The sequence below is a fragment of the Halopenitus salinus genome (assembly GCF_055397165.1).
This window is the reverse complement of sequence record NZ_AP043853.1, coordinates 2,481,974-2,493,904: the sequence shown is the minus strand read 5'-3', so window position 1 is coordinate 2,493,904 and position 11,931 is coordinate 2,481,974. Positions and strand designations below refer to the sequence as shown.

Sequence of the window (11,931 nt, the reverse complement as noted above, 5' to 3'; positions counted from 1 at the left end):
GTGTGAGTGTCGGGTATGTCCCGGCTGCTGCCCTCCACCCCCGACGTCTCCCTCGGCGACCAGGAGCCGCGGGTCGTCGACGTCTCCGAGGAGGACGCCGACGAGCTCTTTGCCGCGCTCTCCTCGGAGACGGCCCGCTCCGTCCTCGCAACGCTCCACGAGGAGCCGGCGACGACGTCCGAACTCGCCGACGCGCTCGACACCTCGCTCCAGAACGTCCAGTACCACCTCTCGAACCTCCGGGAGGCCGACCTGGTCCGGGTCGCCGACACGGTTTACTCCGAGAAGGGTCGCGAGATGAACGTCTACGCGCCCGCGAGCGAGCCACTCGTGCTGTTCGCCGGCGAGTCGACCCGCGGCGACGGGATCAAGACCGCACTGAAACGGCTTCTCGGCGGCTACGGGATCCTCGCGCTCGCGGCGCTCGCGGTCCAGTCACTTCTGTCGGTCTCCGTCCCGGAGGGCGGGGCCGGCGCCGACGGCTACTCGGTCAGCTCGAACGGCGACGCCGGTGGCGTCGACGACGGCAACGGGGGCTCGGGCGACGCCGTCGACGTGGAGTCGATGGACGAACCGACCGCGACGGAGATGGCGGAGACGACCCCGGCGGCCGACTCGGCCGGGGCCGGCACGACGGAGACGCCCATCGTCGAGGTGACCTTCGACGGCGCGGCCGCGGAGCGCGCCGAGGCCGCCGCCGAACACGCCGTCTCGCTGCTCGAACCCGGCATCGTCTTCTTCCTCGGGGCGGCCATCGTCTTCACGCTCGCGTGGGTCTACTGGCACTACAACCTCGGCTACTTCGCCGAGTCGTGACCCGTCCGCTCTCGGGAACCACGCTCTCGGAATTCGGCTCCATCGACCGGTGAAGTATTTACCCGTCGGCGCCTACGACGGGTAGATACATGGAACCGGCTCCGTCCACGATACGGGACGACTTCCCGATACTCGAACAAACCGTCGGGGACGCTCCGCTCGTCTACCTCGACAACGGCGCGACCACGCAGACCCCGAGGCAGGTCTATGAGATCTTCGAGGAGTTCTACACGGAGTACAACGCGAACGTCCACCGCGGAATGCACGAGTTGAGCCACCGCGCGTCCGTGGCCTACGAGCAGGCCCACGATCGGTTGGCGGAGTTCGTCGGGGCGAGCGGCGGCAGAAAGGAGATGGTGTTCACGAAGAACTCCACGGAGAGCATCAACCTCGTGGCCTACGGGCTCGGCATGTCCGAGCTGGGCCCCGGCGACGAGATCGTCACCACCGAGATGGAACACCACGCGATGATGGTGACCTGGCAGCAGGTGGCCAAACGGACCGGGGCGGAGGTGAAACACGTCCGGGTGACCGACGAGGGACGACTCGATCTCGACCATGCCGCCGAACTGATCGGCGACGACACGGCGATCGTCGCCGTCACGCACGTCTCGAACGTCCTCGGAACGGTGAACCCGGTCGGGGAGCTCGCCGACATGGCTCACGACCACGACGCGTACATCCTCGTCGACGGGGCGCAGTCGGTTCCGACCCGACCCGTCGACGTCGAGGCGCTCGACGTCGACTTCCTCGCCTTTTCGGGCCACAAGATGGCCGGACCGACCGGGATCGGCGGGCTCTACGGGAAGCGCCACCTGCTCGAGGAGATGGACCCGTTCCTCTTCGGCGGCGAGATGATCCAACACGTCACGCTCACGGACGCCTCCTGGAACGAGCTCCCCTGGAAGTTCGAGGCCGGCACGCCGCCGATCTGTGAGGGGATCGCGCTCGCGGCCGCGGCCGACTACCTCGACGACATCGGAATGGACGCGATCCGGAGACACGAAAACGAGCTCGCCCAGTACGCGCTGGAGCGTCTCGAGGCGCGCGAGAGCGTCGAGACCTACGGCCCGCCGTCGGGCGAGGAGCGCACCGGGCTCGTCTCGTTCAACGTCGACGGCATCCACGGCCACGACATGTCCTCGCTGCTCGACGACCGGGGCATCGCCGTCCGCGCCGGCAACCACTGCACGCAGCCGCTTCACGACTGGCTCCGGATCCCCGGCTCCGTCCGCGCGTCGTTTTACGTCTACAACACCGAGGCGGAGGTCGACCGGCTCCTCGAGGCGGTCGACGCCGCCGCGGACGAACTCCCCCGCCATCTCGCCTCCGATCGATACCACGATCGGATCCTCGACCACCACCGGAACCCGAGAAACGCCGGCGGGCTCGCGGACCCGACGCTCGTCAAGTCCTCAAGGGAGACGACCTGTGGCGACGACGGCGAGTTCCACCTGGAGGTCGCCCCCGACGGCACGGTCGAGGCGATCGCCTTCGAGAGCGACAGCTGCGCCGTCAGCCAGGCCGTTGCGAGCATGCTCTCCGTCCACCTCGAGGGGCGACCGATCGAGGAGGTCGCGAACGTCGACGGGCTCGTCGTCGACCTCCTCGAGGACACCTTCCCCGAGCTCCGGCACGACTGCGTCGTCGGCCCGGAGATGGTCATCAAGGAGGCGGCGAGACAGTACCTCGAACGAACGGTCGAGTGAGGCCGGATTACAAAAACCGCGACGCGTTCCCGCGTCGCCGACGCTGTCGACGCTCCGCCGGAGCCGCCTCGGTTCCGACTACTCGACGTGTGAGACGCCGTACGAGCCCCGCCCGAGCGTCACGGACTTCGTCTCGCCGCGCTGTTCCTGTCGGACCTCCGCGTCCGCGACGGCGACGTTTCGCCCGACGCGGTCCACCTCGGCCTCGACGGTGAACGGCCCGCGTCGACCCGGTCGGAGATAGTCCGTCCGCAGGTCGATGGTCGGCACGCGGGCGTCGACGGACGAGAGTACGGCGTAGTGGCCCGCGATGTCGACGAGCGAGCTCAACACGCCGCCGTGGACGATCTCCTTGTCCTCGTTGACGAGAAACTCCTCGCGGAACGGACACTCGATGACGACGTGTCCCTCCTCGTACTCGGCGAAGGTGACGCCGAGGAACTGGTGAAACGGCGCGCTCTGTAGTATCGATTCTGCCTCCTCGCGGTCGATGTGGTCACTCATTGTGGTGTGGTCTGCTGGATCGGAGTTCGCCGCCCTCGATCCGCTCGCGGGCGGCGGCCTCCAGCGCGTCTCGGTCGATCTTCCCGGTGCTCGCAAGCGGCAGCTCGTCCTCGAGGAACACCCGCCTCGGGTGGGCGTACGCGGGCCCGTTCTCGAGGGTGTACTGCTTCAGCTCCTCCTCCGTGACGTCGTCGGCGACGACGAACGCGACCGGCGCCTCGCCCTTGACCGCGTGTGGAGCGCCGACGACCGCGACGTCTCGAACCCGCTCGTGTCGCTGGAGCAGGTTCTCGACCTCGGCCGGATAGACGTTCTCGCCGCCGACGATCAACATGTCGTCGAGCCGGCCGACGATGTAGTGGTACTCCTGTTCGTCCTGATAGGCCAGGTCGTCGGTGTGGAGGAAGCGTCGGCCGTCGCGTTCGAAGTACGCTTCCGCCTCCGTGTCCGGCCGTCGGTAGTACGACCCGTTGCTCGGGGCCGCGATCACGAGCTCGCCCGTCTCTCCGGCGGGCAACTCCTCGTTCGTCTCCGGGTCGACGATCCGGATGTCCGCGCCGGGCAACGCCAGCCCGGAGCTTCCGAGCTTGCGCGGCCCCCACCGCGGCGAGAGCGTGATCGGGCCGCCGGTCTCGGTCAGGCCGTAGGCCTCGCCCATGTCACAGGAGAAGACGTCGCGGACGTCCTCGATGAGCGAGTTGGGGAGGCTCGCGCTCCCGGAGACCGCCCAGTCGACGCTCTCGACGTCGTGGTCGGCGAGCGCCTCCGTGGCGTTCACGAGCATCTTGTACATCGCGGGAACGCCGCGGAGATACGTCACGTCGTGGGCGTCTATCGCCTCTATCACGTCGTGGGCGTCGAAGCCGTCCATGACGACCACGCTCCCGCCGATCGCGAGCATGGGCTTGATCGCGCCGACCATCGCGTTCTTGTGGTACAGCGGCCCGGCGACGATCGCCCGGTCGTCCTCGTCGAGGAAGTGCAGCCGATGGATGCAGGTGATCATCCACGCACAGCCGCCGTGGGTCAACACGACGCCCTTCGGGTCGCCGGTCGATCCGCTCGTGTACGGCTGCATCGCCGGATCGTCGGGGTCGACCGGTGCGGGCTCGAGGCTCGCGTCCGCCTCCGCGAGGAGCGTCGCGAAGTCGACGACGTCGACGCCGTCGATCCCCGGCGGCTCCGGCGCGGCGACCGCCACCGTCTCGATCGCGTCGATCGCGGTCGCCGCCGCACGTATCTCGGGGAGGATCGACTCGTCGTCGCTCGTGACGACGACCGCCGCGTCGCTGTCGTCGATCACGGAGCGCATCTTCGCCGAGGTCGCCTGAACGTTCACCGGCACCGGCACCGCGCCGAGGCGGGCCGCGCCGAAGAACGCGTAGACGAACGTGAGTTCGTTCGGGAACGAGAGCGCGACACGGTCGCCGCGCTCGACGCCGAGGTCGGCGAGCGCGTTGCCCGCCGCAGCGATGCGATCTTCGACCTCCCCGTAGGTCACCTCGTCGCCCGACTCCCCGTCGATGAGGGCGATGCGATCGGGATGGGCCGCGGCGGTCTCCTCGTGGAGCCGTCCGAGGTGGGGCTCGTCGTCCGGCCCCGGGGTGAAGTCCAGTCCGACGGTTCCGGCCATCTCACTGCGTGATGACGACCTTGCCGGTCAGATCGCGGTCCTCCATCGCCTCGACGCCCTCGATCGCCTCCTCGAGCGGGAGGGTTCGATCGATCGCGGGCTCGAACTCGCCGCGCCAGACGAGGTCGGCGACCGTCTCGAGCTCGTCGCGCTGCCAGCCGCGGCTCCCGAGGATCGTCTCCTCGCGGGTGAACAGATACCGGATGTCGGTCGTGGCCTTCGGCCCGGTCGTGGCGCCGCAGGTGACGATCCGGCCGCCGTTCGTGAGGCTCCGGATCGACCCCTCCCAGGTCGCCTCGCCGACGTGTTCGAAGACGATGTCGACGCCGCGTTTGTCCGTCGCGTTCCAGATCGCGCGGTCGAACTCCTCCTCCTCGTAGTTGATCACGTGGTCCGCGCCGCGCTCTCGGGCGCGTTCCGCCTTCTCCTCGGAGCTCGTGGCCGCGTACACCTCGGCTCCGAGATAATCGGCGATCTGCACGCCGGCCGTACCGAGGCCGCCGCTCGCGCCGAGCACGAGCGCCGTCTCGCCCGGATCGGCCTCCGCGCGCGAGACGAGCATCCGCCAGGCGGTCGCGTACGCGATGGGAAGCGCCGCGGTCTCGACGAAGCCGGCGCCGTCGGGCATGTGGATCGCGTTCCTCGCGGGGGCGGCGACGTACTCGGCCAATCCCCCCCAGTACTCCTCGCCGAGGTTGCCGTGAACGTCGTCCGAACAGCGGTTCGTCTCGCCCTTTCGACAGTACTCGCACTCGCCGCAGGTGATCCGCGGATCCACGAGCACGCGGTCGCCGGGCTCCACGTTGTCCACGCGGTCGCCGACCGCCTCGACGACGCCGGCGATGTCCCCTCCGGAGACGTGGGGCAACTCCAGGTGGGCGCCCGGGATTCCCTCTCGAACGAAGATGTCGAGGCGATTGAGCGCGCACGCCTTGACGTCGACTAGCATCTCCTCGGGTCCGATCTCCGGCACGTCGACGGTCGTGTGCTCGAGAACGTCCAACCCACCGTGCTCCTCGAAGACGACGGCGTCCATTTCGTCGGCCATGGACGATGGTCGTACTCCAGGGATACGGACCTTCCGCTTCTTGCAACTTCGGCCGGCTGTTTCCGGTCGGTGTGAGTCGCCGAGGGCTCAAAACACCGCGGCGCGCACCGGCGCGGCCTCGAGTCCCGGCAGCCGCAACGGGAGACAGCGGAACTCGACGGTCGTCTCCGCGAGGACGTCCTCGACGTTACAGAGGTACTCGACGATCGGAACCCCCTCGCCGAGGAGGGCGTGGTGGACCGGGCGCTCCTCGACCCGAATGGACTCCGTGAGGAAGTCGTTTCCGACGAGCTTCACGTCGCGCTCGAGGAGCCAGCGTGCGGCGTCGACGGTCAACACCGCGGCCTCCTCGAAGAAGTCGGGATCGTAAAATCGTGCGTCGACGTCGCCGGTCAAAAGCAGGACCCGATCGGCCGCGAGGTCGGGCGCCGCGGACTCGAGGACGTCCGCGGTGATCTCCTCGCCGCGGTGGGCCCGAAGGTCCACGACCCGCGCGGGTCCACACAGCAGTTCAAGCGACAGCTCGTCCACGGTGGCGCCGCCCTCGATGAAGTGGGCCGGGGCGTCGATGTGAGTCCCCTGGTGGGTGTTCATCGAGACGTGATGGGAGACCTTGCCGTCGGGATCGTAGTCCTGTAGCTGTGACGTCTCGTAGCCGGGATAGCCGGGGAAGCCGGGCATTCCCTCCTCGAGCGGAAGCGAGAGATCGATCGCCATGATGCGGGTCCGGGTCGGAGACGTATCAAGCGTTCCCCTGTCAGCGAATATCGCCTGAAGGTGGGACGGTCGAATTGAACCTCATCGCAGGGAGTCGAGAATGCGGGTCCGATACTCGTGGTGGCGCTCGGGATCCTCGTGGAGCCCCTCGGGAACGTCGATCCGGTCGATGATCTTCCCCGGGGACCGAGAGACCAGCACCCGGTCGCCGATCATGAGCGCCTCGTCGATGTCGTGGGTGATGAACATCGTCGTGGTTCGGCCCTCGCCGCCGTCGATGAGCGAGAGGAAGTCCTCTCTGAGCTTCGTCGCGGTCACCTCGTCGAGATGGCCGAACGCCTCGTCCAAAAGCAGGATCTCCGGGTCCGTCACGTAGGCGCGCGTGAGTCCGACCCGCTGTCGCATCCCGCCCGACAGCTCCTGGGGGTAGGCGTTCTCGTAGCCCGACAGCCCGAGCGTGTCGAACCACTCCTCGACGCGTCGCCGCCGTTCGTCCTCCGGCACGCCGAGCGCCTCGAGGCCGAACCCGGCGTTCTCGGCCGCGGTCCGCCACGGGAGGAGCCGGTCCTCCTGGAACACCGCCGCGATCTCGCCGCGGAAGGAGTAGAAGTCGTCGTAGGGCCGTCGGCCGTCCACGACGACCTCGCCGGAGGTGGGCGAGAGCACGCCGAGGATGATGCTCAGGATCGTCGACTTCCCACAGCCGGTCGGCCCGACCAGGGTGACGACCTCGCCGGCCTCGATGTCGAAGTCGAACTCCTCGATCGCGGTGACGGTTCCGTCGTCGGTCCGGAACTCCTTCGTGACCTCCTCGACGGCGATCGGAAGCCCCACGCTCACTCACCTCCCGCCTTGCGCCAGTTGAGTTGGGTGCGTTCGACGACGAGCAGGACCCCCTGTAGGGAGAGCATGATGGTGACCAGTACGAACGTCCACGCAAAGATGTCGACGATGTCGAACTGGCTCTGGGCGACGAGCAGCTCCCGGCCGATCCCGGCCGAGGCGCCGACCAGCTCCGCGACGACGACGACGCGTGCCGCGTAGCCGATGTTCGATTTCGAGATCGAGACGACGTCGGGGAGGATGTACGGAACGACGAGCTTGCGCGTGTACTCGCGCGTCGAGAACCGGAACGACCGGACCATGTCCTGGTAGTCGCGGGGGATCCCGCGAACCGCGTCCATCGTGCTCAAGGTGTACCACGGGAAGAGCACCATGAACAACACGAAGACGATCCGGACCTGCACGTTGCTGAACCACAGGACCGCGATCAACACCCACGACAGCCCCGGAATCCCGGTGAGGAACTTGACGAACGTCTCGCCGTACTCCCGTGCGGTCGTGTTGAGCCCCATCGCGACCCCCCCGGAGACGCCGACGACGAACGCCAAGGCGAGTCCCGCGATGATCCGGAGGAACGTCGAGGCGACGGCCCCGGGAGCCGACACCCACAACAGGGCGTACCGGGAGGCGATCTCGAGGACCGACGGCATGATGTACGGCGGAGTGACGAACGAGAACGCCTGCAGAACGACGAAGAAACCGAGTATGGGAACGATCGTCCGCACTATCGGCGGCAGATGCGACGCTCCGCGGGGACCGAACAGCCCCATCGTCGACCGGTCTACCATGCGGGGTTAGACCTCGTGGAAGAGCTCGTCGTCGGGGATCTCCTCGATGAGTCCGAGGTCGGCGAACGTCTCGAGTTGCGTGTTGATGTCGCTTTGGAGGTCGCCGAGCGGCTCCATCGCGAACTCGAGTCGACCGCTGTCGAATGCCTCGAGCAGCGGCTCGGGCTCGTTTTCGGTCTCCTCGGTGAGGATGTCGATCGTTCCCTCGAGGTCGTTCGCGTACATCTCCGCGACGTCCTGGCTCGCCTGGAACAGCCCGGAGACCGCGTCGGGATCGTTTTCGAGCAGCTCGTCTTTGACGGCCCAAAGCAGGTGGAACGAGTCGGCGTCGAACAGCTCCCGGTACTCGCCGCGAACGTCGATGATCGCCTCCAGCTCGTTGTCCTGGACGAGGAAGTTGCTGAGCGCCGGCTCCCACGAGAGGCCGATCGACGCGTTTCCGGTCACCACCTCGGGCGGCGAGCCGCCCGGTCCGGGCGCGTTGATCACGTTGTTCGCGAGCTCCTCTACTGACTGGCCGGTCTGCTCGCGAACCACGGCGTCGGCGACCGCGAACGAGCCGGAGCCGAGCGGGACGGCGATCGTCTCGCCCTCGAAGTCCTCGACGGACTCGATGTCGGGATCGTTCGTCACCCACGACATGCTCGAGTAGGTGAACCCGCCGATCACGCTGAGATCGACGCCCTCGTTGTACCGCGCCGCGGCCGACTCCACGCCGAACGGGAGCGTGTTGTACGTCCCGCCGACGAAGTCGCCGTAGTACGCCGAGATGGAGTCGCGAACCACGACCTCGAGCTCGAAGCCGTATTCCGCGTCGAGCTCCTCCGCGACGATCACCGGAGCGATGAGCGACGTCGCGCCGGTGGAGAGGCGCGCCGTCCCGATGGAGCCGCCGCCGTCGTCCCCTCCGAGACAGCCGGCCACCGAGAGGGCGCCGATCGATCCGATACCCGCGAGCGCGTCACGACGAGAATATTCTTGTGAAGTCATCTGGTGAACCCGGCAGTTGGTCCATGTTTTCCCCAGAAGCGTATTATCTGTTTGGAACGGGCGATTCTTAGCGGTGGCCCGGGCCACGAGAGGATTTTGCCGGCACCTATGACGCGATGCAATCCACGACTCGTCGGCCGTCGTCGGATCCGCGGGGAGTAGCTACAAGCCACCGGAGCGTGTACTGCCGGTATGGACCATCAGGCGGAGGTCGTCGCGATCGGCGCCGGACGCGGGCTCGACGGCGAGGAGGTACCGGCCGTCGTCCTCGCGGTTCGCGGCGAGGTGTTGCCCATCTTCGTCACCCCCGAGCAGGCGCGGTCGATCGGGATGACCCTCGAGGGCGAGCCCTTCGAGCGGCCGCTCACCCACGACCTGCTCGTCGGCGTGCTCACCGAGTTCGGCGGCGCCGTGGACCGCGTGCGCATCGACGACCTCAGCGACGGCACCTACTACGCGAAGGTCGACGTCGAGCGCTACGACGAGGGCGAGCCCGAGCGGTTCGTCTTCGACGCCCGGCCCTCGGACGCGCTCGCGCTCGCCGTGCGGGTGGAGTGTCCGATCGTGGTCTCGGACCCCGTGATCGACGAGGGGGGTCGCCCGCCGGAGTCGGTCGGGTTCGACGTCGAGGACGACCCCAACCCCGAGGACCTCCCGGAGCGATGGTCCGAGGGTCCCGACGACGAGTTCGAGGGGCGGGACGACGAGTTCGAGGGGCGGGACGACGAGTTCGAGGGGATCTAAGCCGCGGTCGATCCGAACGTTCATCCCGGCCGGTCGAGTTGACCGAAGCATGGCGGATCTGATGGACACCTACCTCGAGAATCGCTGGTTCGTCCAGCCGAACCAGGCGAACAACCTCGGTACCGCACACGGCGGAAACGTCCTCAAGTGGATGGACGAACTCGGCGCGATGTGTGCGATGCGGTTCTGCGGCGACACGTGCGTGACCGCCCACCTCGACGAGGTGAACTTTCGACGTCCCGTTCCGGTCGGCGGGATCGCCCTCGTGAAGGCGTACGTCTACGACACCGGCGAGACGAGCATTCGCATTCGAACGCGGGTGTTCCGCGAGGACCCCGAATCGGGCGACCAGGAACTCACCACGGAGTCCTACATGGTCTTCGTCGCGATCGACGACGACCGCAACCCGATCCCGGTCCCCGACCTCACCGTCTCGAGCGACGAGGGCGAGAAACTGCTCGAAGCCGCCCTTCGCGACGAGTCGTGACCAGCGCCGTCAGGGCTCCGTTTCCACCTCCGTAGCCTCGGCGTGTGCGTCCTCGACGTCGGCACGTATCGCCTCGACCGACTCCCGGCGGGCGAGGTGGCTCGAACACCCGCAGTCGGACGCGCCGAATCCGGGCGCGGGGCCGTCACCGAGCCGATTCGCGACGGCGCACTCGACGTCGCGACCGGCGGTCCGGACCACGTCCTCGATCGCGGTCGCGTGGTGGCCGAGGAGGTAGTCGACGTGCCAGTGGCGGGTCTCCCGCTCGCCGGCGGCCAGCTCGCGGTGTCTGTCCACCCTGGCGAACCCGCCGCTGCCGAGTGCGCTCCCGGTGTAGGCGTAGCCGCCGGCCGGAAACGCGACGTCGCCGAGCGCGCCGACCGCGATCGTCGTCGCCTCCGGCAGCGAGACGACGAGGGTGTAGGTCCCGCCGGCCGAAACACGATCAGTCATCGTCGCCGTTCTTCGAGGGCCGCGAGCCTAAACCCACGGCATTCGGAGACTGAGTGTTTCGACGAGCAATTCCTCGGTCACTCGATCTCCCACTCGCTTGCCACACTCCCACTCGCTCACCACTCCATCACACTCCCTCGCCCACTCCGTCATCCGTCGTGTGACTCGTCCGGGTTCGGCCGGCCCGCCGGCGGTTCCGGGATCAGCCACGCCGGAACCGCTCGAACGAGGACGACCATCCCGATCAGCTCGACGAGCGTCTGGGTCACGACGACGGCGGGCGCCAGCTCGTAGCCCGCCGGCAGCGCCAGCGCGAGCGGGAGCACGACGAGTGAGTTCCGGGTGACCGAAGTGAACACGAGCGCGCGCCCCTCGCCGGCGTCCATCCCGAACACCCCCGCCGCGAGCCGAGCGATCACGGGCATGACGAGGAGGAACGCGAGGTAGACCGGGACGACGGCGACGATCCGGCCGATGGACTCCTGCACGCGAGGGAGCTGGGAGGCGATGACGACGAACAGCGTCGCCCCCATCATCGGCACCGGCAGCCACCCCATCGCGGCCTGCCACGATCGCCCCCTCGACGACCGCGTCGCCCACGCCTCCGTGACCCACGCGAGCGCCAGCGGGAGCGCGATGAGGGTGAGGAACGCCTCGACGAACGGCTCGGCCTCGATGACCGCGGCGACGTCCGCGCCCATGAAGAGCCAGAGGTAGGCCGGCAACAACAGCAGCTGGAGGAGCATCAACGCGGGCGTCGTCGCGACGATCCGCTCGGAGTCGCCGCCCGCCAGTTCGGCGAAGGTGATGACGTAGTCGATACACGGCGTCAAAAGCACCATGAGGGCGCCGACGAGCACGACCGACTCCCGGGGGAGCACCCGGGTCAGCGTCCAGACGACGACGGGGACGACGAGGAAGTTCATCCCGAGCGCGGCCGCCACGAACCGGCCGCTCGTGAACGCCCGGCGGAGCCGAACGAACGGGATCTCCAGAAACGTCACGTACAGCAACACAGCCAGCACGGGCTCGATCAGCCGCTGGACGAATCCGGCCCTCTCCGGACGACCGACCCCGACGCCGACGGCCAGCCCGACCGCGACCGCGTAGGTCGCGACCTGGTGGCGTTGCAGCCAGCTTCGTGTCCCCATTCACACGCCGGTTCGAGACCGGGAGAGAAACCGTCTTTGGGTGAGAAC

The 11,931-nt window shown here is 68.0% G+C and carries 13 protein-coding genes; 4 read left to right on the top strand and 9 right to left on the bottom strand.

All coding sequences use genetic code 11. The features are described from left to right. Positions 1-15 precede the first annotated feature (15 nt). Together ACZ5YD_RS14385 and ACZ5YD_RS14380 are read left to right on the top strand one after the other, a co-directional pair. A complete protein-coding gene (locus ACZ5YD_RS14385; RefSeq protein ID WP_379740777.1) occupies positions 16-816 on the top strand; it encodes an ArsR/SmtB family transcription factor in 801 nt (266 codons plus the stop codon). An 89-nt stretch (positions 817-905) separates the two neighbouring features. Further along, the gene (locus ACZ5YD_RS14380; protein ID WP_379740780.1) at positions 906-2,525 is read left to right on the top strand and encodes a SufS family cysteine desulfurase; all 1,620 of its coding nucleotides are present in this window, start codon (positions 906-908) and stop codon (positions 2,523-2,525) included. Positions 2,526-2,603: 78 nt separating this feature from the next. Here the strand turns inward: ACZ5YD_RS14380 and ACZ5YD_RS14375 are convergent, their stop codons facing one another. From ACZ5YD_RS14375 to ACZ5YD_RS14345, 7 genes are all read right to left on the bottom strand, one after another. Continuing rightward, positions 2,604-3,029 (bottom strand): PaaI family thioesterase, encoded by a 426-nt coding sequence (locus ACZ5YD_RS14375; protein ID WP_379740783.1) that lies wholly within the window; start codon positions 3,027-3,029, stop codon positions 2,604-2,606. Further along, a complete protein-coding gene (locus tag ACZ5YD_RS14370) occupies positions 3,022-4,662 on the bottom strand; it encodes a class I adenylate-forming enzyme family protein (protein WP_379740786.1) in 1,641 nt (546 codons plus the stop codon). Before ACZ5YD_RS14370 ends, ACZ5YD_RS14375 begins: the two co-directional genes overlap by 8 nt. 1 nt (position 4,663) lies before the next feature. After that, positions 4,664-5,710 carry a zinc-binding dehydrogenase gene (locus ACZ5YD_RS14365; RefSeq protein WP_379740788.1) on the bottom strand — a complete coding sequence of 349 codons (1,047 nt, stop codon included), beginning with the start codon at positions 5,708-5,710 and terminating at the stop codon, positions 4,664-4,666. An 87-nt stretch (positions 5,711-5,797) separates the two neighbouring features. After that, on the bottom strand, positions 5,798-6,427 hold the full coding sequence (locus tag ACZ5YD_RS14360; protein ID WP_379740791.1) for a cyclase family protein: 630 nt from the start codon (positions 6,425-6,427) through the stop codon (positions 5,798-5,800). 81 nt (positions 6,428-6,508) lie between these two features. Further along, positions 6,509-7,261 (bottom strand): ABC transporter ATP-binding protein, encoded by a 753-nt coding sequence (locus tag ACZ5YD_RS14355; protein ID WP_379740794.1) that lies wholly within the window; start codon positions 7,259-7,261, stop codon positions 6,509-6,511. A 2-nt stretch (positions 7,262-7,263) separates the two neighbouring features. Beyond that, positions 7,264-8,058 carry an ABC transporter permease gene (locus ACZ5YD_RS14350; protein ID WP_379740797.1) on the bottom strand — a complete coding sequence of 265 codons (795 nt, stop codon included), beginning with the start codon at positions 8,056-8,058 and terminating at the stop codon, positions 7,264-7,266. Positions 8,059-8,064: 6 nt separating this feature from the next. Further along, complete coding sequence (locus tag ACZ5YD_RS14345; RefSeq protein ID WP_379740800.1) at positions 8,065-9,048, bottom strand: ABC transporter substrate-binding protein; 984 nt, start codon at positions 9,046-9,048, stop codon at positions 8,065-8,067. Between the two features lie 192 nt (positions 9,049-9,240). Between ACZ5YD_RS14345 and ACZ5YD_RS14340 the strand changes: the two genes are divergently transcribed. Together ACZ5YD_RS14340 and ACZ5YD_RS14335 are read left to right on the top strand one after the other, a co-directional pair. Beyond that, on the top strand, positions 9,241-9,792 hold the full coding sequence (locus ACZ5YD_RS14340; RefSeq protein ID WP_379740803.1) for a bifunctional nuclease family protein: 552 nt from the start codon (positions 9,241-9,243) through the stop codon (positions 9,790-9,792). 49 nt (positions 9,793-9,841) lie between these two features. Then, positions 9,842-10,279 (top strand): acyl-CoA thioesterase, encoded by a 438-nt coding sequence (locus ACZ5YD_RS14335; RefSeq protein WP_379740806.1) that lies wholly within the window; start codon positions 9,842-9,844, stop codon positions 10,277-10,279. 9 nt (positions 10,280-10,288) lie between these two features. On the opposite strand, the gene ACZ5YD_RS14330 is transcribed toward ACZ5YD_RS14335, so the two are convergent. After that, the gene (locus ACZ5YD_RS14330) at positions 10,289-10,732 is read right to left on the bottom strand and encodes a GIY-YIG nuclease family protein (protein ID WP_379740809.1); all 444 of its coding nucleotides are present in this window, start codon (positions 10,730-10,732) and stop codon (positions 10,289-10,291) included. Between the two features lie 149 nt (positions 10,733-10,881). After that, positions 10,882-11,883: an arsenic resistance protein gene (locus ACZ5YD_RS14325; protein WP_379740812.1), complete on the bottom strand. Its 1,002-nt coding sequence runs from the start codon at positions 11,881-11,883 to the stop codon at positions 10,882-10,884. Positions 11,884-11,931 lie beyond the last annotated feature (48 nt).